The organism is Stenotrophomonas maltophilia, from assembly GCF_002799245.1.
Taxonomy (GTDB): domain Bacteria; phylum Pseudomonadota; class Gammaproteobacteria; order Xanthomonadales; family Xanthomonadaceae; genus Stenotrophomonas; species Stenotrophomonas maltophilia_S.
In genome coordinates this window covers 113634-133610 of sequence record NZ_NEQV01000005.1, presented here as the reverse complement: position 1 = coordinate 133610, position 19977 = coordinate 113634, and the positions used below count along the sequence as shown (strand labels likewise).

Here is a 19977-nt window from a genome sequence, read left to right as displayed (position 1 = left end):
ATGCACCCGCATCTTCTGAGCACTGGCCGCTTCTCCCTCGACCTCCTGCTGCCCGCGCTGCTGGCCAGGCCGCAGCGCGCAGCGCGCGCCGCCCCTGTCCGCCGCGTGCCAGCACGCCATCGCACCACCTGGGCACCGGCCGGCGGCGGCCGGGCTGAGCGTGCCCGCCGCCTGCGCCAGATCGAGGCCGGCACGTTGACCGCAGCCAGCGGCCTGGTCGCGACCTACAAGGGCGAGCAGCCGTGAGCCGTGTGCGCGCCTTCATCTGTGCCCTGTTCGGCTGCGCCCGAGACTGGCCGGATATGGAATCGTGCGGCCGCTGCGGCAGCTACATGGATCTGCAGGCGCCGCCCCTCACTGTGGGCCGGCGCGTGCTGGACCGCGTTGCCGCTGCACTGATTCAGCGCGGCACCCGCACCCCCTACTTCCACCTGGTCAACGCCGATGGCACGCCGTACATGGACCGCTTCTGGCTGCTGCGTATCGGCCGCGCCGGCGTCGACGACCGTGGCCAGCCCCGGCCCTGGTTGGCCCTGCGTCTGCACCACATCCGCAGCAGCGACGACGGCGGCGTCTTCCACGACCACCCCTGGTCCTTCTTCAGCCTGATCCTGCGCGGTGGGTACTTCGAGCATCGCCCCTTCGACGGGCCGCTGCCGGCGGTACCGGACGCGCTGCCCTCGGCGATCGCCGAGGAACCTTACTCGTCGACCTGGTATGGCGCTGGCCAGCTGCTGTTCCGCCGTGCTGAGGGCTGGCATCGTATCGCGCTGGCTGACGACCTGCAGGCCGAAGGCACCTGGACGGTGGTGCTGACCCTACCGCCGCGCGCGCACAGCTGGGGCTTCCGAATCCGCGGTCAGAAGATCGAGCACGGCGAGTTCTTCCGGAAGGAAGCCATTCGGCAGCGCGCGCGGCGGCAGCCCCCCGCTCCAGGGCGTTCCGGGTGGAACCCGTGACCCATGACGCGCAAGTCACACCCCAACGCGCGCCGGCCCTGGACGGTCGACGAGGACGAGACGCTGCGGCTGAACTGGCCGCGGTTTCCCGCCTTTCTGATCGCCCACGTCCTCGAGCGACCCAAGGCCGCGGTGTACCGACGAGCAGCGTTGCTGGGCCTGCAGAAGGCCGAGGACTTCCACACCCAGCCGATGGCCGCGCTCTGGAACGGGACGCAGGAACCGGGATCGATCGCGTCACGGATCAAGCCCGGCAGCACCCCACCGAACAAGGGCCTGCGGCGACCTGGCTGGTATGCCGGCCGGATGCGAGAAACCCAGTTCAAGAAGGGGCGCCCGGCCAGCGAGGCGCGCAACTACGTGCCGATCGGGACCGAGAAGGTCGATCCGAAACGGAAGGTGCTGATGCGCAAGGTCACAGACGACCCAGCCCTGTTCCCAGTCAATCGCTGGCGCCCGGTGCACGTGATGGTCTGGGAGGCGGCAAACGGCCCGGTACCGGAGGGACACATCGTGGTGTTCCGGCCCGGCCTGAAGACGCTGGTCGCCGCCGAGATCACTGCTGATCGCCTCGAGACCGTGACCCTCGCCGAGAACATGCGGCGCAACAGCTACCACAACCGGTTCCCGCCGGAACTGAAAGAACTTGTCCACCTGAAGTCCAGCATCACGCGCCGGCTCAAGAGGCGAATCAAGGAGCAAGAAGATGAAGAACAAGGTCAGTGACGTCCGCGACCACCTGGTCGCCATGCTCGAACGCTTGGGCGACGACGACCTGAGTGCCGAACAGATGGGCCAGGTCATCGAGCGCGCCAAGGCCTCGACCATCGTGGCCACCACCTACATCGGTGCGGTGAAGGTCGAGCTCGACGCGATCCGGTTGGCCCATGAAACCGGAAACCTGACGGCGGCAGTTGCCGAGCCCCAGCAGCTCCCCACGTTGCCGCCCGGCCAGAGGCGCTGACGATGACCGCAGATCGCCCCGTAGCAATCGAGGGCTGCGACATGGCCACCGGCCCTGACGTCACCTCCGTAGCGGACATCGTGGACGGCAAGGTCATCAACGTCCGCCATCTACCTCGGCAGGATCCGCTCACGAAAAAGTCGCAGGTGCTGCTGGTTCTGCGCGCCGGCGGCCGCATCGCAGCTGGCCATCGGCCCGGCCTGCTGCAGCTGCTCGGCGCCGACGACAGCCCGATACCCGCTTGGCAAACCGCCCTGAAGGCCGCCCAGGCCTCGTCCGCACAGTCCGGAGATACCAATGAGCCGCAGTGACGTCCTCCCTCGCTTCCTCGCCGATACGGCCTCCCATGAGCTGCGGATCGTGGTCGACGACGGCGTGCACCGCCACCTGCAGTTCCGGCGCCCTGGTACCTACTGCTACGGCTTCGACATCGTGACCTGGCCCGGGCACCTGGCGATCTCCGGCGACATGGGCACGGCCGTCTTCAGCCGCCTGCACGACATGTTCGAGTTCTTCCGCGCCAAGCCCGCCCACCATGAAGAGGCCGGAGGCCTGTTCGTCAACGATGGCTACTGGGCCGAGAAGTGCGTGGCCAACGACGGCGAGAAGAAGGAATTCAGCGCTGACCTCTTCCGCGCGCTGGTGACCCGCCTGTTCAAGGAATACGTCGAGGAACGCGTGGATCCCGACGACCTGGCGGATCCGGACACGCCCCCGGAATGGGTGGCCCGGCTGTGGCAGGAGCTCGAGCTCGAAGTGCTGAACGACTCGGAAGATCACGATGCCCTGAGCAACGCGATCAGTGCCATGTCGGACTTCAGGCCGAACGACCCGGACTACAGCGACTTCCGGATCACCGACGCCTGGGAATACGCATCGTCCCTGCAGCAGTACACGTTCCACTTCATCTGGCGTCTCTACGCGATCGCCCGCGCGGTCCGTGCATACGACGATGCCGCCGGCGCGGCCGAACCGACAGGCCTGCCCGGCGACATTGCCGCGCCGGCACCGCTGGCGGAGACCGCCCATGCGTGAGCGTCCCATCCTGTTCAACGGTGTCATGGTGCGCGCCATCCTGGCAGGCCAGAAGACGCAGACAAGGCGCGCGATCAAGGACATCCCTTGGCGCCCTGGCTGCAATCCAGATTTCAGCCAGGCCCGCGCCTTCTCCAATGCCGGCGAGTTCCGCATCGCGGGCAGCCAGGAAATGACCACCGGCTTCCGGTGCCCCTTCGGCCAGCCCAGGGACCGGCTGTGGGTACGGGAGACGTGGACCAACGCTTGGGACGAGGACAAAGGCCAATGGTCGGATCCCGAGCGCTACCACTACCGGGCAGATGGGGTTGAGGTCGCCCACGTCGATGACATGGAGCGCTCGCCTTGGATTCCGAGCATCCACATGCCGCGCAGGGCCTGCCGCCTGGTTCTGGAGATCACCGACGTTCGCGTGGAGCGGCTGCAGGCCATCAACGAGACCGATGCCGTCGCCGAGGGCGCCAGCGCGGCCATGCTGCCGGACATCCGACTGCGTCGCACCCACCCGCGCGCGGCAAAGCCAATGGTCTACGAGGACAGCCGGGAGATCTTCGCCGACCTCTGGGACAGCACCGGCGGCGACTGGAACAGCAACCCCTGGGTGTGGGTCATCACCTTCAAGAGGATCGACGCATGACCAACGACAACAAGCCCCTGGCGGACGTGCAGCCCGGTGGGAGGGTGAGGCTGGGGGATCAGGCAGAGCGGGCGCCGTGGCGCTCGATGGACACGTGCCCGCGCGATGGAACCGTGGTTCGTCTGCGGTGGGGTGAAGATCATGTATCGCCCGGCTGGTGGTCTGCGCCGGTGTCGCCGGTGCAGAACGACGATGGAACCTGGCCGTCCGATACGGGTGGATTCCCGTGGGCATTCATTGATTTCAACAACGGAGCCGCCTTCATCAACCATGCCGTAGACAGTCAGTATGGGCCGACGCATTGGGCTCCCTATGCCGCCCTCTCCGCCCAGCCCTCCCCGGGTGGTCAGGGGGATGCCTTTCACTGCGGCAAATGCAAGGGCCGAGGCTATGTTGACTTTGACGTGGATGTTGACGAGAGCGGCAGCAGTATTGGGAACATCGAAGCCTGCCCGCATTGCACCCTCGCCGCCCGCCAGCCGGCTCGCATCTACGGATGCTGCGCCCAGCCGGAAGGTGAGCTGCACACCGCCGAATGCCCGAACATGCGGCACCTCGCCGCCCGCCGGCCGGTGAATGGGCTCTCATGGGCTGACTACTGGATGGAGTGCGGACAATCCGACGTCGCCCACGACTTCGACGCGTTTTCTCGCGCTGAGGCTTGGGCCCTTCAGCGCTTCCCAGACGCTCGCCAGCCGGTGGGGCAGGTCACGGATGCCGAGATCGACGGCCAGGCGGTGGACAAATGAGCCTCCCCTACGAGAACGCGTCCAGCGGCAACAACGCGATCAATGACATCCAGAAGATGCTGCGCAGCTTCGGCTGCCAGCGCTTCGCTACCGGTGAGGACTACGAAAGCGGCGAGCTGTTCATCCAATTCGAGCACCGCGGCCGGCAGGTGCAGCTCAAGGCCAGCGCGCGCGGCTACGCAGCGGCCTGGCTGCGCGAGCACCCCTATGGCCCCCGGATCCGGGCCACTCGAGCCGAACACGAAGCCAAGGCGCTCAAGATCGGCGGCGTCGCCGTCTACTCGATCCTGCGCGACTGGGTGAAAGGCCAGGTCACGGCAATCGAGATCGGCATGCTGACCTTCGAGGCCGCGTTCTTGTCGCACATCCTGCTTTCCAGCGGGCAGACGGTGATCGAGCACGTGCAGCAGCAGAAGCTGCTGCCGCAGGAGGCAGACCATGGCTGAGGTCGCAATCGACATCACCGGCGAGGAAGGGCAGCTGACCATCGAGAACACGGTCGCTTTCGACCTGCAGCTGAGCGGCTGCGGGTTGTGCATCGACATGACCCACGACCAAGGCCATGCGATCTACCTGGCTTTGGCAGCCTTCTTCGGCCCGGGAGATACGACCAATGGCTGAGTGCATGACCCTGGTCGCCCATGGGGCAAAGGCCGCTCAAAACTTCGACCCTGACCCTCCGCGTTGCATGACGTGCGTCTATTTCCGCCGCGAGCCCCACACCCTTCACCGGTTTGTCTCCCGGCCGAATCGTAGGGGCAACATGGTTACGCGCAAGGTGCCACTGCGGAAGGATCCGATCTTGAACCCCATTGTGGACCGCTGCAGCTTCGGGAACTTCCTGACCAAGCCGCATGCCATCTGCGACGAATGGCGGAGCCGCAAGGGGGAGGTCATCGACCATGGCTGACCAGGCAGCGCGCGATCGCGCCACCGACCACAACATTCACCCAGATCTAGCCAGGGAGCTTCGCGCGATCGCCGCGGTCCCCATGGATCTCCGCCGGCCGGCGCTGCGGCACCTGGCCGAGAACATCGGCACCGCCGCAATGGTCGATCTGTTCGGCGAGTTCATTGGGCTGGCCAACCAGGTCGCTCGCAATGCCCGCGAGCAGGCCGAGGACCTGCTGGTGCTGCAGGGCCACGTGTGGCCGCACGAGGCCGAGCGCGTGAACATGCCCTGCATCCTGGGCGCCCTCAACGGCATCGTGCTGGCCGCCGGCATCGACCCTGGCCCGCTCTGCGGGGGCTGTGCGTTCCGCGCCGGTACCGTGGCCAACCAGTGCCTCCCGACCACCGAGGACGCTGACTACTGCTCCACCCCGGGCGAGCGCCCCTTCCTCTGCCACGAAGCCGTGGACGAGCACGGCAACGCCATCAGCGCCTGCCGCGGCTTCGCCCAGCGGCGCGCCGCCTTGAATGCTGCCGAGCGCAGCACCGAACACCAGGAGCCCGACGCATGAATACCTCTGACCGCCTGCCTGTGCACTACCACGTGCACCTGGACGTCGCCGGCGCACTGACGAACTTCACCGACCAGGATCTGGACGGGCTTTTCCAGCGCAACCCGCCCGGCGAGCCGGTGACTGCAGCCGAAGCCCGCCGAGTGCTGACCGACCACCTGGCCGGCGGCCGCAGGGTCATCCCGCTCGCGCCCTGCGAGGGCTTTGATTACAGCGGTACCGGCTGCCCGGGCCACCTGGCAGAAGCTGAGGCAGACCATGGCTGATGCAGGCACTGCCGACGGCACTGCCACCCGGATCCTGCAGCTGCTGCAGGAGGGGCCGGGCCTGGCCGGCGAGCTGGCCGCCGAGCTGCAGCTGCCTTCGAACCGGGTCAGCAGCTACCTGCACCAGCTGGCCAAGACCGGCCGTGTGCAGCGCGCGGCCTTCCACGGTCCCGACGAGCGCCCATCGGTCCTATGGAGCCTGCAGGCGGTGCCCCATGAGTAACCACGTCCCCTCAGCGCGAGGGTTGTCGAGGACCACATCCCCCGCGAACCTGCGCCCGGTCCGATTCGTCACGCTCAAGCAGTTCGAGACGCTGACCGGCTACACGGTCGATGCCATCAACTCGAAGATCAAGCGTGGCGATTGGCTGGAGGGCGCCGTGTTCATCAAGGCGCCAGATGGAAGAAACCTGATCGATTTGGAGGGGTACGAAGAGTGGGTAGTCCAAGGCAAAGCGGCGTCCGGCCAGTTTCACAAGGCAGCATCGAGATAACGTTCCACTACCGCGGCAAGCGCTGCCGCGAACGACTGAAGCTGCCCCCGACCGCTCGGAACCTGCGGTACTGCGAAAACCTGCTGGGCCAGATCAAGATCGAGATCGAGAAAGGCACGTTCGACTACGCCACCCACTTCCCCAACAGCAAGCGTGCCCGTCAGGTCGCCACCCGCCCTGCAGCCCTGGACAACCTGGAGCAGGTGCTGACCCGGTGGCTGGCGCAGAAAGAGCCCGAGCTCGAGCACAGCAGCCTGATCGGTTACCGGCGCATCGTCGAGAACATCCTGGTGCCGCGCTGCGGAGCGATCGCGCTGCGTGACTTCGACCGTATCGCCCTGAAGGAGCTGGTGGCCACGTTCGACGAGTCGACATCGGCCAAGCGCATCAACAACGTCCTGGGCCCGCTCCGCGGCGCCCTGGATGAGGCCGTGGCCGACGACCTGATCCCGAGCAATCCCCTCGACGGGTTCAGGGTGAAGCGGCGTGCCAAGGCCAATGCGCGCGAAGAGGTCGACCCCTTCACGCCGGAGGAAGTCCAGGCAATCCTGGCCTCCTGCCGCGAGGACCAGGTCCGCAACTACTGCCAGTTCAACTTCGCCACCGGCCTGCGCACCTCGGAAATGATTGGTCTCTGCTGGTCGGACATCGACTGGCGCAAGGGAACGGTCAAGATCCGGCGCGCCTGGGTCATGGGCAAGATGAAGGCTCCGAAGACCGAGTCCGGTGTGCGTGAGGTGCAGCTGCTGCAGCCGGCGATTGATGCCCTGAAGGCCCAGCGTGCCCATACCGCCACCGCCGGCGAGTTCGTCTTCCATGATCCCAGGACGAATGCGCGGTGGGGGTCGGATCAGAGCATCCGCGCTGGCGAATGGCAGCGCGCGCTGCGTAAAGCTGGGGTCCGGTACCGGTACCCGTATCAGATGCGCCACACCTTCGCCTCCCAGGCGCTCAGCGCCGGCGAGAACGTCATGTGGGTGGCGCGGCAGATGGGGCACCGAGACTGGACGATCACGGCGAAGAAGTACGGCCGCTGGATCCCCTCGATGGTCCCCGATGCGGGCGCTAAGGCTGCCGCGGTTTGGGGCGTGGTGTCCACACCTTAGTGGGCTATCCTGAGCTTCCTGAACGGCATGAGGAAGCGAATGAACGACGAATCGAAAGGTACGGATGCCGGCTCCGCCTCCCAGACAGACGCCGATGCGGACAGGGATACGCTATTCATCCGTTCCCCGGAGGACTTCACCTCCGACTTCTTGTCAGGTTGGATCGTAGACGGTCGTAGCGGAGGCTTGGTTCGCGGCCGCCTTCACGAAGAGGGGCATGTATCTATGATTGAGCATGTCGGTCCACTCGGAACGTTCGAATTCCGAGGGGTGATGGAGGGTGGGGAGTACATCATGAGCACCGACGCGACAGCGGCTCATTTTGATCGCCTTGTGCAGATCAACAGCGACAAGACCCCTTGCGACATCCCGCTACCGGATGCGCCGCCAGGGCGCGTAATTGACGTGGCCGCGGAACCACACGACAAGCTGTTGTTGATCCAACGACAATTCATCATCAACCGCGTTTCCACTCGCAGGCACCTCAGCGAGCTCGTCGCTCTTAACGCCTCCCACACCTATTACCGTGGCCAGTTCTTTAGTGACGATGTGGTTACCTATCTGAACGATCATCCTGAGCTCGGGGATGGTCCAGCCGTTGACGGCGACTGACGCGTGACTGTTCAGGAAGATTGCCGTAGTATTCGCGTCGTTGGGCAGGGTTAGTGCCAGCTTTTTGCCAGCATTGACCCCAAAAGCCTTGCAATACTTGAAGAAACCGGGGGTGCATTGGTTTCGACGGGGGTTGTGAAGTCGCCTGGCGCATGCCGAGGGGGTAGCTGTCCTCGTAAATCCAGCTGCAAAACTCTAGTTGCCAACGACGACAACTACGCTCCGGTCGCTCTCGCAGCCTAAAAACTGCGGTGCGTGACCTTCTGCCGACTTAGGCGGAGCCTCGAAACTGCTTGTGTCCATGCTCGCAGCGTAGAGTCACTATCATGGAATCGCGCTGGGTGGCTGCCTGTCAGTCCGGCACTAGAACACAACAGGCTGGTTCCCGGATGCGCTTTGCGCACCGTGCTGTTCGGGGACGAGATCCAACGGTGAGCTAAGCATGTAGTGCTGGGGATGGAGTGCCTTCGGACGGCGGTTCAATTCCGCCCACCTCCACCAACGAACGGTTCGTCAAGGACCGGAGAAGCCCGGAAATTCCACCAGCGTGGGTTTCCGGGCTTTTTTATTGCCCCTGGTTCGCCCAAGTGACGCTCAGGCAGCTTTCATTCCCTGAACAATCCAGCAAACGTCTGGATCGCAATTTTTCCGTTGCGAACGATGAGCGTGTCGGTCGCCATGATTGCATTCTTCGCTCTCCAGCGGATGTATGCCGTCTCCCCATGTACGGCGAGCTCATCAATGGTGATGTTGCGAGTGCCATCAGGGAAATAGTCCCGATAGACCTGCACGCAGAAGGTGGGCCCGTCTCCATCTACTACGCGAACCGGCAGTTCCTGCCTGCCAAAACGCGTGCATTTGTCGACTACGTGGCGGAGTCCTTCCGCAGCAGGAAGCTTGCAGAACGCTTCTGATGGATGATGCAGGCGCCTTCATGCCCCTGCAGAGCGTCTTCGTCACCGTGACAGGCCATTCGTCGTACCGTATCTCCCTTTCACGAAAGCCGTCACTACACTCAGCCGATCGCCAACCCGAATCCTGGAACGAGCATGATCAGGCCTGCTTTCCTCTGCCTATCCAGCGTTGTCATGTTGTCATTCACGGCGGGGCTGCATGCTTCGTCCCCCGGCCAGCTGCCCCTGCCAAACGGCTGCGAACTGGCGCAGCGATCAACCGCCACCGCCGACAGAGTGTCGAACGCAGCGCCCTCGTTTCCTCCGCCCCAGCTGGAGATCCGCTCGCCGTTTCCTCCAAGCGCGTTTCGCGCAGGCGGCTACCGCTATCTCGTATACGAGCTTCAGCTACTGAATGCATCCGAGCAGGCAATGCAGATCAAACGGCTGGACATCATCGCGGCGGATGACGGCGCCCTGGTGTCGTCCATGGCCGGACCGGCCCTGGAAGGCAAGCTGAGCCTGATAGGTGGCGGCCCCATCAACGCCACTCACCCGTTGGCACCGGGCCGATCGGTCACAGCATTCCTGTGCGTAGCCTTCGCAGGTGACGCTTCGGTTCCACAGCAGCTTCAACATCGCGTGCTGCTGGATGACGCGGTCGCAGCGGGCCCGATGATGGGAACCCGGCAGACAGTGGTCAAGTCACTCGCCAGCCCGGTTCGAGGCGAACACTGGCTGGCTGACAACGGCTTGGCGCTGGATCTCCACCATCGCCCCGGCCTGTTTGTCGCCGGAGGCCTGGCGCAGATCTCGCGTCGCTATGCCATCGACTGGAAGCAACGCATCAATGGCCATTTGCAATCCGGTGACCCTCTGGACGTCCGCACCTACCACGCCTATGCGCAGCCCGTTTTTGCCGTGGCCGATGCCGTGGTCGTACAGGCACGGGATGGCATGCCCGACAACACACCCCGCACTGCAGCCGGATTTGCGCCTGCATTGCCGCTCAGCATGGAAACGTTGGCAGGAAACTACGTGGTCCTTGACCTGGGTGAGGGCCAGTATGCGCACTATGCCCACCTGCAGCCGGGCAGCGTCAACGTGAAAACCGGCGAGCGCGTGCGCCGCGGCCAAGCGCTGGCTCGCATCGGAAACTCCGGCGACGCGCGTTGGCCACACCTGCACTTCCAGGTGACCACCGGGCCGGATCTGATGGGCAGCCAAGGAGTGCCCTTTGAGATCGAGGAGTTCCGGGCCCGGAACACTGACGGTACGTGGACGTTGCGCCGCCAGGAGTTCCCGCTCCTGGGGGATGAAGTGCAGTTCTGAGGCCGCGAGCAGTCCCCCTCAACTCCGCAACGGATGAGGCCCCCTGGACGGCTCCTGTGCGTAGCGCCCCGGCGCCACCAATCGTTTCCGCCCCCCCCTCTGCATGACCTGTCCAGGCCGCGGAACGCCGGATCTCCTTTCAAAAGGGGTTCCGGCTTTTTTTGCCTGCACGCCTGGAAGGCTGTAACTCCAGCCCCTTTTCATTGCATCATTCCGGCCATCGAGACACCGATCTCCACCAAGGAAGAACTGTGATGAAGAAGCTGCTCATCCCTGCCCTGCTGGTTGCCGCACTGTCCGGCTGCATGCCCACCAAGCAGGCCTCGCCCGAGCAGATCAAGGACGCACCGGCCGCGCGCATTTTCCCGATCGACGCCCAGGGTGAGCCTACGGGCACCATTACAGTCACCCGCGACGTCGGATTCGTGGGCAGCGGCTGCTACATGGGCGTCATGGTCGACGGGAAGATGGCCGCACATCTCGACCCCGCCGAGCGCCTGTCCCTTGTCCTGGCCGAGGGGCGCCACGTACTGACCGCCACGCCTGTCCAGGGGCGTGGCCTGTGCGGCGTTCTGCAATCGGAGAAGACCAATAATTCCCGCCGGCGCTCGACCGAAATCAACGTCCGCGCAGGCGCCACACAGGCCTATCGCCTCTACTCCTCCGCTGAGGAATTCCCGGTGATCGAACCGGCGTTCTGATTCCTGCTCCCATCAGAAGGATCTGCAATGACAACTGCCCTCACGATTTCCCTGTTCCTCGCAACCCTCGCCGCCGCCCCAGCCACGCACGCTGCGGCACCGGCCATCGCGCCGCCCGGCACCGCCACGCTGGAAGCGCTGCTGGCCTGCAAGGCCGGCTCGAATTTCAGTGCGGCCGAAGCCATCGATGCGCTGCAGGCCGCCGGCCTGGCCAAGAAGCCGGGCGGTACGTTCGAACCCGAGGACAAGCCGGTCGCGCTGTTTGGCGGCACCGTCACCAGTGCCGATGTGAACGTGGCCGAAGGCGAGAAAAGCCTCTTCGTCTACTTGAACGGTGTCGATTCCAAGCGCCTGGCCAAGGCGTGGTCGGTGACCGAGGTCAACGAGCATGCCAATACCGAAGAACCGTCGTACGTGAAGCGCATCGACAAGCGCCACACCCTGCACGTGATCGCGGGCGACGACTACGAGGGCTATTCGGCTGCGGTGAAGTGCCAGATCAGCCGCTGATGGCGTAGCCCACGCTACAACCATCGCGATCACCGTGTCCCTGGCATTCACCGCAGTGTCACACGGGAATGGCTGAATCGCCCACGGCGGCCAGGCCCAGACCGCCCGCCCGGTCTATTCCGCTTTGACAGGCCGGCCGCTAGAGTGGCGCCACCGCGCAGGAGGACCGTATGGCTACCACGGGCTTGGGCTTCATCGGCCGCACGACCCTCATCATCACCGTGCTGCTCACCCTGGGCGGCTGCGCGACGCTGCGCCAGTTCGGGCCGTCGGTGCAAGTCGCCTCGGTCACGCCCGGCCAGTACATCGCGCTCAAGCGCGGTGACATCCTCACCAGCGGCAAGCTCAGCGCGGCGACCACCGAGACCCTGCGCGTAGCCGGGCTCGATGAGGGCGTCTGTGCCAAGCCCGGCCTGCCCTGCATCGAGGCGATGGAAGCCAGCATCGTGGTGCGTGAGGAAGACAAGCGCTCCAGCCTGGCCGAGCTGTGGCTGCAGTATGCGATGACCCTGCCGGCACCGAAGCGGGAGTACTCGGCATCCGGCCGCGCCAAGACTGCGATCACCGAACTGGATGCCGACTTCCAGCCTCGCCTCGATGCATGGATGCAGGTCGCGCGGCAGGCCTATGCCTATCTGTTCTTCACCGAGCGCACCGCCAACCAGCGTGGCTTTGAAGACCGCCAGACCCAGGTACGCGACTACTACAACCTGGCTGTGCAGGAAGCCTCAGTGCAGCTGTACAACGCGTATGCCACCGGGCGCGTGCACGGCCAGGCCAGCCATTTCCAGCTGGGCCGCTGGACCTTCGTGCTGGCCCCTTCAGGCGAAGCATCGCCGCTGGATACGCGCACACCCACCGAGCTGGTACCGGCAGCCTCGCTGTCCTTCACCGGCACGCTGCGCAGCGTGCATCGCCGCGATGGCTTCGGTGCCGAACTGGTGGCGGTGATGGACGACCCGGCTGGCAGCACAGCCAGCACGCCGTCGGCAACGACGCCCGCCGCGCAGGCAGCCCCCCCGGCCCCCCGGAGCTGGAGCGAAATGCCCTCCCCTTCGATGACGGTGCTGCTGCGCTTCTCGGGAAAGAACCTGTGGGAAGTGCTGCACGATGACGGGCCGGAACTGGAGATCCATGATCCCTACCAGGTTTCGGAAGTGACCCTGCACGGCCAGCAGGTGCCACTGGCGGCCAACTTCACCGCGGGCTATGCCCTGTGGCTGGCACGCTCCAACTTCAGCCACCAGTCGCTGCGCTCGTTGTTTGGTGGCAAGGGCGGCATCGACACGCCCCATCTGTACATGATGCAGCCCTACGACCCGAACCGTCGTGTGCTGCTGATGATCCATGGTCTGGCCAGCAGCCCGGAGGCCTGGGTCAACGTGGCCAACGAACTGATGCGCGATGACGAGATCCGCCAGGACTTCCAGGTCTGGCAGTTCTACTACCCGACCAACATGCCCATCGCGATGAGCCACGATGCAATGCGCCACACGCTGGCCGAGGTGTTCAGGCACTTCGACCCCAGCGGCAAGGCGCAGGCCTCGCATGACATGGTGCTGGTCGGGCACAGCATGGGCGGGGTGATCGCGCGGTTGATGATCTCCTCCTCCGGCGACCATCTGGTCGATACCCTGCTGGCCACCGCGCAGATGACGCCTGCGCAGCGTGAGCTGCTGCGTACCAAGGGTGCGCCGGTGCTGACCTTCCTGCCGGAACCGGAAGTATCCCGGGTAGTGTTCATCGCCACGCCCCACCGCGGCACCGACGTGGCCGGCACCCGCCTGGGCCGTTGGATCGGCCGCTTGGTGCGGCTGCCACTGACCGTGCTGGAAGACGCTGCCACCATCGCCAACGACGGCCAGATCGATCGCAACGATGGCAAGCACGGCTACCAGATGAACAGCATCCAGAACCTGGACAAGGACGACCCGTTCGTCCGCGCCGTGGCCGACCTGCCGATGTCACCGCGGGTGCACTACCACTCGATCATCGCCCGCGCCAAGGCCGATGGCCCGCTGGAAAAGACCGACGACGGACTGGTGCCCTATTGGAGCTCGCACCTGCCGCACGCGGATTCGGAGAAAGTGATCGTGTCCGGGCACAGCGTGCAGGAAGCCACGCCGGCGATCGTCGAGTTGCGGCGGATCCTGCATGAGGACATGCAGGAACACGGACGAGCGGGAAAGTAAGCCGCCGGCCCCGACAGGTCACGCCCCCGCCGTGCACCGCGAGAACGTGCCGTGCAGCGCTGCCGGGATCGCGAAGCCGTCCATGCGCACCTCGGGCCGGTAGTCGACGCTGGGGGTGAAACGGAATTCGCGGGCCAGCAGCGCGCACAGCAGTACCAGTTGCGCGTTGCCGACCGCCGACCCAACGCAGGAGCGCGTGGGAAAGCCATAAGGCACATAGATGCCGGCAGTGCGCTTGCGCCGCTCGGGCAGCCAGCGATCGGGATCGAACTGCAACGGGTCATCCCAGTACTTCGCCGAGCGATGCTGGATGAACGAGCTCAGCTCGAACACCGTGCCCTCGGCGATGGCCTGCCCTTCCACCTGCAGATCGCAGGCGGCCACCCGGCGGTTGTTGAAGGGCGTGGAATACAGCCGCATCACTTCCTTCAGGAAGCGCATGGTGCAGGGAATGCTGGCCATCGGCAGCGCATGGATCTGCGCATCCGAGAGCGGCGCGAACTCCTCCTCGATGCGCTGGCGCCATTGCGGATGCATCTGCATCGCCAGCAGCAGGCAGGCGGCCATCATGCCAGGCACCCCGGAAATGGCGATCAGCTGCACGGTCACCAGGTAGGTGACCTTGTCCAGGCCGATGCGCTCGCGCAGGGTCAGCAATGACTGCGCGTAGTCCAGCGGAGCACGGCCGTCGCGCACGCGCCGCTTCAGTTCGGAATGAATCGTGCGCGACTCGGCACGATTGATCAGGAAGTTGCGCAGAAGGTCGCGTCGATGGATGACCTGCTCGACCTGGATGGAATAGCGCAGATGCAGCGCACGCTCGATGGCGGCGCGCCCCCGTGCATCCAGCCCGTCGATCACCATCGGGACCAATGGATGGGCCATTGCCTTCCATATCGTCGGCGTCGCATCCAGTTCATGCCCGCACGCCGCATCCAGTGCCTGCCGCATGCGCGACTGCAACGCCTCCAGACTCTGTGCACTGGTGAGTTCGGCACTACGCATGGCAATCAGGCTGCGCACTTCGGTCCAACGCACGCGCTCATGCCGCCGGAACAGATCGGCCAGCGATTCGATCACATACAGGTGCTCGGAATTTTCCTTGTCGACCTTGCCGGCCAGCTCCGGGCAGAACACCCCGATGCCGCCGGTTTCCAGCTTCAATACCGGCCCTTCGCGCTCGACGCGCGCGGCCAGGCGTTCGGCAGCAACAGTACTGCCTTCGTTCGACGTCCCTTGCATGAAGTACGCCTCCGGCAAGAAGGGACTCGAAGACGAGTCCCTTCGTCTTGCTGCAGATCAATCGCGGGTATGACGCCGTGGAATCAGAACTCTACCCAGATCTGCCAGACAGTCCACACACTGCTCTTCTCGGTCGGATGGATGTTGAGGCTGACGCGCAATGCTCGGGCGAATCTTTTCATTTTCACTCCTTTGCTTGCTGTGTGGTTATGCCGGGATTATCCCGGCACCGGCTAGATAACACGACATAATCCGGCTGTCCAACCGGCCGGGTGGCGCGATGCAGCATCCGGATCGCGGCCGATTGAGGGGAATCCCTCATCGCGCCTGCGCACGCAGCCTCCTATGCTGGACTCACTTTCCCCCGATGGAGGTCCGCATGAACACGCAAGAGCCCAGCCGCCAGCCCAGCCCCGATCCGGCCGAGCGCGATGCCTTCTTCCCTTCACCGTACTCGCTGTCGCAGTTCACGTCGCCGCGGAGCGACCTGTCCGGGGCCGAGTATCCGGATGCGCGCCGCGATGGCCGCTGGAAGGTGCTGATGATCGCCGCTGACGAGCGCTATCTGCCGACCGCCAATGGCCACCTGTTCTCCACCGGCAACCATCCGGTGGAAACCCTGCTGCCGATGTACCACCTGGACAAGGCCGGCTTTGACATCGACGTCGCGACGCTGTCCGGCAACGCCGTCAAGTTCGAATGGTGGGCCTTCCCGCGCGAGGACCGCGAGATCGGCGCCCTGTACGAACGCTATGAGGCGCGCTTCCGCCAGCCGTTGCAGCTGGACGAGGTGGTGGCCGGGCTGGGAGCCGGCTCGGACTACGCCGCCGTATTCATTCCCGGTGGTCACGGCGCGCTGATCGGCCTGCCTGAGAGCACGGCAGTGAAAGCCGCGCTGCAATGGGCCATGGCCGAGCAGCGCCACATCATCACCCTCTGCCATGGCCCGGCGGCGCTGCTGGCGGCGGGTGTCGACGAAGCCGAGGGCGGCTCGCTGTTCCGTGGCTACCGCATCTGCGCCTTCCCCGACGCGATGGACAGGCAGACACCGGAGATCGGCTACATGCCGGGGCAGCTGCGTTGGTTCTTCGGTGAACGACTGGCCCAGCAGGGCGTGCAGATCGTCAACGAGGGCATCGATGGCAGCGTGCTGCAGGATCGCCTGCTGCTGACCGGCGACAGCCCGCTGGCCGGCAACGCGCTGGGCAAGCTGGCCGCGCGCACCCTGCTCGACGCGCTGGCCGGGCGCTGAGCCCATGCTGCCTGCGCTGGTCCCAGCGTTGCTGAAACTGGAACAGGCGCGGTCACTGGCCGCGGTGGGCGGCGTGCTGCGCGCCGCCGCCTCGCCACTGGGCTACGACCGCCTGCTGGTGTTCGCCACCGGAACCGGGCTGGAGCGCGACGCGCAGCGCGTGTACTGGATCGAGGGTGACTGGTTTGGCGACGGCAGCGAGACCGACCTCGCGCGCTACCTGCACGCCTGTCCGGTCAACCGCCATGTGCTGGACAGCAATGCGCCGTTCTTCTGGAGCAAGCGCCAGGGCGTGCGCGGGGAACGCTATCAGGTGGTGAAGCAGCCACGCGGCGATGGCCTGCATGGCCTGCAGGTGCCGGTGTTCGGACCGACCGGCCTGGAGGGTGCGGTCAGCTTCGCCGGCACCTCGATTGATGCGTCCGCCAGCGCGCGTCTGCTGCTGGAAATGGCCGGCACGTCAGCGTTCCGTGCGGCGCGGCGGCTTGCCGAAGCGCCGGCGGATGCGCGCGCAGGCGCGCTGAGCGCACGCGAACGCGAAGTGCTGCGCTGGGTTGCCGCTGGACGGCGCCAGGCGGAAATCGCGGCGACGCTGGGGCTGTCCGCACGCACGGTGGAGAACCATCTGCGGCGGGCGCGGCACCGTCTTGGCGTGGCCACCACCGCACAGGCGGTGCGTGCTGCAGGCCGCCGTGGCGAGATTGAAGACTGAGCCGAGCACTGCAGTCACGGCAAGGTGCGGCGCGGCGTCAACGTACCGATGAAATCAACCGGAATGGCAAAGCCCTCCAGCTGCATCCACGGTGCCGGCACCTCCTGTACCGTCAACTCGAAATCGCGGGTCACCAGCGCACAGAACAGCAGCAGCTGCGCATGGCCGACCGCACTGCCAATGCAGGCCCGCGAGGAGAATCCGAAGGGCACGTAGGCGCCCTTGTTGGCCTGGCGCCGCTCCGGCAACCAGCGATCAGGATCGAAGCTGTCCGGGTCCTGCCAGTACTCCGGCGAATGATGCTGGAAGTAGGACGACAGCTCGTATGCCCCACCCTTGCGGATGCGCACACCCTCGATGTCGATATCGTGCGAGGCCGGACGATGCAGGGCGAACAGTCCCGGCCACAGCCGCAGGGTTTCCTTGACGAAACGCGAGGTGCACGGCAGCGACTTGATCGGCAACGCGTACAGCTGCTCCAGGCTCAGCGCCGAGGTTTCCTCGCGGATGCGCGCATGCCAGTGCGGAAAACGATGCATCGCATACAGCAGGCTGGCCGCGGTGATGCCCGGCAGGCCCGACATGCCGGCCAGCACCATCGACACCAGATAGGCCACACGGTCCACCCCGACCCGCTCCACCAGCGGCAGCAGGGATTGCAGGAAGTCTTCGCGCGGCTCGGTGCCGCGCGCACGACGCCGGATGTGCCGCGACACCGTACGGGCCGCGCGGCGGGAAAGATGGAAGTCGATGATCCGCCGCCAGAACGAGAAGTTCTGCAGCACGATGGCGTTGTATCGGGTCTTCTGTTCGCCGATGAGGGCATCGACGTCGGCGCGGCTGAGGCCATCGATCAGCAGCGGCAACAGCGACTGCGAGATCGTCCACCAGCTCAGTTCGCTGAGGTCATGCGGTCGATCCGCGCGCTGGGCAAGGAAGCCGTGCATGCGCGTGTAGAGGTCACGCATATGCCCGGGACTGGCAAGGCGCCCGGCCTGCTCGCTCAGCAGTGCCCGTACCTCGCGCCACGCAACCGGGTCCCTGCCACTGCGCAGCCCGAGAAAATCAATCAGTGAATCCGGTACGGTGTGCTGGTCGGTGTTGGCCTTGTCGATCCTGACCGCCAGGGCCGGATCAAAGATGCCGACAACATCATTGTCGAAGCGCAGGACCGGCCCTTCGCGACGCACGCGTTCGAGCAGGTCATCGATCGAAACCACTTCCGCATCCGCTGCACGCTCATCCATGCCCTGCCTCCGATGCCAGGGAAGATCATCGACCTTCCCTGGCGATGTCATCGAATACGTGGAGTCCTTCCGGTCAGAAGATATTCCAGTAGCGATACTTGGAACGGATGCACTGCGTGGAATTGTCCGAACGCAGGTTCAGCGACACCTGCAGGGCGCGAATCAATCGTGTCATGGCACAGCTCCTTGTGGTTCCGTTGAGGATTGTTGCTGCGGTGCCGGACTCAGTGGCCGGCAGGGCCGTTCTAGCACGCAGGCCCGGGCCGCCGGGTCAATGCGCCGTCAAGGTCCTGCTGAATGCGCCGCAGCGACCGGCCGATACCGCCAGCGCACGCACAGCCATGAACGGTCGATCCGTGCGATGCTCCGTGAAACCGTTTTCATGGAATGGAGGGATTCCACGATGTTGTCGCGTTTTCGTCGCCCCGCGCTGTCTGCACTGCTGGCGCTTGCCTTGCCTGTGACCGGCGCCTGGGCTGCCACCCCTGCGCCGTTGAAGGTGATGTCGTTCAATGTGCGCACCCCGGCCGATACCGAACCCGGCAAGCGTTGGCCCGACCGTCGCGATGCGATGGTGAAGGTCATTCTCGACGCACACCCGGCGGTGATCGGCACCCAGGAGCTGGTGCAGGAGCAGGCCGAGTACCTGGCCGGACACCTCCCCGGCTACCGCTGGTTCGGCGAAGGCCGCCGCGGCGGCAGCGGCGACGAGCACATGGGCGTGTTCTACGACAGCACGGTGCTGGCCATCGAGGAGTCAGGCAACTTCTGGCTGTCCGACACGCCCGATGTGCCCGGCAGCATCACCTGGGGCAACCTGTATCCGCGCATGGTCACCTGGGCGCTGTTCCGCCGCATCGACGACGGCCGCCGTTTCTACTTCATGGATACCCACCTGCCCTACCGCGACGAGGACGAACCCCGCCGGGTGAAGGGTGCCGAGCTGATCGGCAAGCGCGTGGCCAGCCTGCCGGCCGATCTGCCGGTGGTGCTGACCGGGGACTTCAACAGCGAGCCCGGCGGCGACACCTACAAGGCATTCACCCGCGTGCTGCACGACACGCGTACCCAGGTGAAGGCGCCGCAGGGCCCGCGACTGACCTTCCACGATTTCACCGGCAAGGCCACCGTGCAGCTGGACTGGGTGCTGGTGCGGGGTTTCCATGCGCGCAGCTTCCTGACCGATGACCGCCGCATTGAGGGCGTGCTGCCCTCGGATCATTTCCCGCTGGTGGTCGAACTGGACTGGCCGAAGCGTTGAGCCATCGCGGCAGCCGCAGCTACAGCGGCGGCTGCCGCGACAGCAGGCGGTACAGCGCCTGATGCTGATCGCGCGCCTGGCAGATGCGGGCGCAGATCGCCAGGAATACGGCGACGCCGATCAGGCCCAGCCCCAGCATCGAATCCTGCAGGCGCAGGAAACCGACCGCCGCAGCCATCGTCGCCAGCACCAGCAGCATCACCACCGCCACCGACAGCCCCGCACCCGGTGGACCCGGATCGCCGAACAACATCCGTTGGGTATCCCGCCTTCCCTCCGCCATCGCCTGTCCTCGCAAGTGCCTGACCCACTAGTTACACGGCGGGCCGGAATTCCGGCAGAGTCAGAAG

At 65.4% G+C, this 19977-nt stretch carries 28 protein-coding genes and 1 other RNA gene; 26 read left to right on the top strand and 3 right to left on the bottom strand.

Annotated features, from left to right (window positions below; all coding sequences use genetic code 11):
* The 23 genes from B9Y64_RS15485 to B9Y64_RS15380 all read left to right on the top strand — a co-directional run bounded on the left by B9Y64_RS15485 (position 1) and on the right by B9Y64_RS15380 (position 13913).
* Complete coding sequence (locus B9Y64_RS15485; RefSeq protein WP_100441468.1) at positions 1 to 246, top strand: hypothetical protein; 246 nt, start codon at positions 1 to 3, stop codon at positions 244 to 246.
* The gene (locus tag B9Y64_RS15480) at positions 243 to 959 is read left to right on the top strand and encodes a hypothetical protein (RefSeq protein ID WP_238379910.1); all 717 of its coding nucleotides are present in this window, start codon (positions 243 to 245) and stop codon (positions 957 to 959) included. The genes B9Y64_RS15485 and B9Y64_RS15480 overlap by 4 nt, the downstream gene beginning before the upstream one ends.
* A gap of 3 nt (positions 960 to 962) precedes the next feature.
* Entirely contained in the window at positions 963 to 1685 is a 723-nt protein-coding gene (locus tag B9Y64_RS15475; RefSeq protein WP_100441467.1) for an HNH endonuclease, read from the top strand.
* A complete protein-coding gene (locus B9Y64_RS15470) occupies positions 1666 to 1923 on the top strand; it encodes a hypothetical protein (protein WP_049406742.1) in 258 nt (85 codons plus the stop codon). Before B9Y64_RS15475 ends, B9Y64_RS15470 begins: the two co-directional genes overlap by 20 nt.
* A gap of 2 nt (positions 1924 to 1925) precedes the next feature.
* Positions 1926 to 2234, top strand: a complete 309-nt coding sequence (locus B9Y64_RS15465; protein WP_100441466.1) for a hypothetical protein — start codon at positions 1926 to 1928, stop codon at positions 2232 to 2234.
* Positions 2221 to 2958, top strand: coding sequence for a hypothetical protein (locus B9Y64_RS15460; RefSeq protein WP_100441465.1), 738 nt, complete (start codon positions 2221 to 2223; stop codon positions 2956 to 2958). The genes B9Y64_RS15465 and B9Y64_RS15460 overlap by 14 nt, the downstream gene beginning before the upstream one ends.
* Positions 2951 to 3595, top strand: a complete 645-nt coding sequence (locus B9Y64_RS15455) for a hypothetical protein (RefSeq protein WP_100441464.1) — start codon at positions 2951 to 2953, stop codon at positions 3593 to 3595. The genes B9Y64_RS15460 and B9Y64_RS15455 overlap by 8 nt, the downstream gene beginning before the upstream one ends.
* The gene (locus tag B9Y64_RS15450; RefSeq protein WP_046430037.1) at positions 3592 to 4344 is read left to right on the top strand and encodes a hypothetical protein; all 753 of its coding nucleotides are present in this window, start codon (positions 3592 to 3594) and stop codon (positions 4342 to 4344) included. The genes B9Y64_RS15455 and B9Y64_RS15450 overlap by 4 nt, the downstream gene beginning before the upstream one ends.
* Positions 4341 to 4790, top strand: a complete 450-nt coding sequence (locus B9Y64_RS15445) for a hypothetical protein (protein ID WP_046430036.1) — start codon at positions 4341 to 4343, stop codon at positions 4788 to 4790. Before B9Y64_RS15450 ends, B9Y64_RS15445 begins: the two co-directional genes overlap by 4 nt.
* Entirely contained in the window at positions 4783 to 4965 is a 183-nt protein-coding gene (locus B9Y64_RS15440) for a hypothetical protein (RefSeq protein ID WP_046430035.1), read from the top strand. The genes B9Y64_RS15445 and B9Y64_RS15440 overlap by 8 nt, the downstream gene beginning before the upstream one ends.
* 4 nt (positions 4966 to 4969) lie before the next feature.
* Positions 4970 to 5254, top strand: coding sequence for a hypothetical protein (locus tag B9Y64_RS22000; RefSeq protein ID WP_152665611.1), 285 nt, complete (start codon positions 4970 to 4972; stop codon positions 5252 to 5254).
* Between the two features lie 82 nt (positions 5255 to 5336).
* Positions 5337 to 5807, top strand: a complete 471-nt coding sequence (locus B9Y64_RS15435) for a hypothetical protein (RefSeq protein ID WP_049420516.1) — start codon at positions 5337 to 5339, stop codon at positions 5805 to 5807.
* Positions 5804 to 6073: a hypothetical protein gene (locus tag B9Y64_RS15430; RefSeq protein WP_046430034.1), complete on the top strand. Its 270-nt coding sequence runs from the start codon at positions 5804 to 5806 to the stop codon at positions 6071 to 6073. Before B9Y64_RS15435 ends, B9Y64_RS15430 begins: the two co-directional genes overlap by 4 nt.
* On the top strand, positions 6066 to 6296 hold the full coding sequence (locus B9Y64_RS15425; RefSeq protein ID WP_046430032.1) for a winged helix-turn-helix domain-containing protein: 231 nt from the start codon (positions 6066 to 6068) through the stop codon (positions 6294 to 6296). The genes B9Y64_RS15430 and B9Y64_RS15425 overlap by 8 nt, the downstream gene beginning before the upstream one ends.
* Complete coding sequence (locus B9Y64_RS15420) at positions 6289 to 6567, top strand: excisionase (RefSeq protein WP_080342732.1); 279 nt, start codon at positions 6289 to 6291, stop codon at positions 6565 to 6567. Before B9Y64_RS15425 ends, B9Y64_RS15420 begins: the two co-directional genes overlap by 8 nt.
* Complete coding sequence (locus tag B9Y64_RS15415) at positions 6510 to 7673, top strand: site-specific integrase (protein ID WP_046430030.1); 1164 nt, start codon at positions 6510 to 6512, stop codon at positions 7671 to 7673. Before B9Y64_RS15420 ends, B9Y64_RS15415 begins: the two co-directional genes overlap by 58 nt.
* 39 nt (positions 7674 to 7712) lie before the next feature.
* On the top strand, positions 7713 to 8285 hold the full coding sequence (locus B9Y64_RS15410; RefSeq protein WP_046430028.1) for a hypothetical protein: 573 nt from the start codon (positions 7713 to 7715) through the stop codon (positions 8283 to 8285).
* 108 nt (positions 8286 to 8393) lie between these two features.
* Positions 8394 to 8786, top strand: a transfer-messenger RNA (tmRNA) gene (ssrA, locus tag B9Y64_RS15405).
* Positions 8747 to 9199 (top strand): hypothetical protein, encoded by a 453-nt coding sequence (locus tag B9Y64_RS21995; protein WP_157804526.1) that lies wholly within the window; start codon positions 8747 to 8749, stop codon positions 9197 to 9199. Before ssrA ends, B9Y64_RS21995 begins: the two co-directional genes overlap by 40 nt.
* Positions 9200 to 9334: 135 nt before the next feature.
* Positions 9335 to 10510, top strand: a complete 1176-nt coding sequence (locus B9Y64_RS15395) for a M23 family metallopeptidase (RefSeq protein WP_100441462.1) — start codon at positions 9335 to 9337, stop codon at positions 10508 to 10510.
* Positions 10511 to 10764: 254 nt separating this feature from the next.
* Positions 10765 to 11211, top strand: a complete 447-nt coding sequence (locus B9Y64_RS15390; RefSeq protein WP_100441461.1) for a lipoprotein — start codon at positions 10765 to 10767, stop codon at positions 11209 to 11211.
* A 27-nt stretch (positions 11212 to 11238) separates the two neighbouring features.
* Positions 11239 to 11721: a hypothetical protein gene (locus B9Y64_RS15385; protein ID WP_100441460.1), complete on the top strand. Its 483-nt coding sequence runs from the start codon at positions 11239 to 11241 to the stop codon at positions 11719 to 11721.
* 170 nt (positions 11722 to 11891) lie between these two features.
* Positions 11892 to 13913, top strand: coding sequence for an esterase/lipase family protein (locus B9Y64_RS15380; RefSeq protein WP_100441459.1), 2022 nt, complete (start codon positions 11892 to 11894; stop codon positions 13911 to 13913).
* An 18-nt stretch (positions 13914 to 13931) separates the two neighbouring features.
* On the opposite strand, the gene B9Y64_RS15375 is transcribed toward B9Y64_RS15380, so the two are convergent.
* Positions 13932 to 15155, bottom strand: coding sequence for a cytochrome P450 (locus tag B9Y64_RS15375; RefSeq protein WP_100441458.1), 1224 nt, complete (start codon positions 15153 to 15155; stop codon positions 13932 to 13934).
* 379 nt (positions 15156 to 15534) lie between these two features.
* Between B9Y64_RS15375 and hchA the strand changes: the two genes are divergently transcribed.
* Together hchA and B9Y64_RS15365 are read left to right on the top strand one after the other, a co-directional pair.
* On the top strand, positions 15535 to 16407 hold the full coding sequence (gene hchA / locus B9Y64_RS15370) for a glyoxalase III HchA (protein WP_100441457.1): 873 nt from the start codon (positions 15535 to 15537) through the stop codon (positions 16405 to 16407).
* A 7-nt stretch (positions 16408 to 16414) separates the two neighbouring features.
* Positions 16415 to 17119 (top strand): PA1136 family autoinducer-binding transcriptional regulator, encoded by a 705-nt coding sequence (locus B9Y64_RS15365; RefSeq protein WP_100441751.1) that lies wholly within the window; start codon positions 16415 to 16417, stop codon positions 17117 to 17119.
* A 14-nt stretch (positions 17120 to 17133) separates the two neighbouring features.
* Here B9Y64_RS15365 and B9Y64_RS15360 read toward each other — a convergent pair whose 3' ends face one another.
* Positions 17134 to 18366 carry a cytochrome P450 gene (locus B9Y64_RS15360; RefSeq protein ID WP_100441456.1) on the bottom strand — a complete coding sequence of 411 codons (1233 nt, stop codon included), beginning with the start codon at positions 18364 to 18366 and terminating at the stop codon, positions 17134 to 17136.
* Positions 18367 to 18769: 403 nt separating this feature from the next.
* Between B9Y64_RS15360 and B9Y64_RS15355 the strand changes: the two genes are divergently transcribed.
* Positions 18770 to 19627 (top strand): endonuclease/exonuclease/phosphatase family protein, encoded by an 858-nt coding sequence (locus B9Y64_RS15355; RefSeq protein WP_100441455.1) that lies wholly within the window; start codon positions 18770 to 18772, stop codon positions 19625 to 19627.
* Positions 19628 to 19646: 19 nt separating this feature from the next.
* On the opposite strand, the gene B9Y64_RS15350 is transcribed toward B9Y64_RS15355, so the two are convergent.
* Positions 19647 to 19910, bottom strand: a complete 264-nt coding sequence (locus B9Y64_RS15350; protein WP_100441454.1) for a hypothetical protein — start codon at positions 19908 to 19910, stop codon at positions 19647 to 19649.
* Positions 19911 to 19977: the final 67 nt, after the last annotated feature.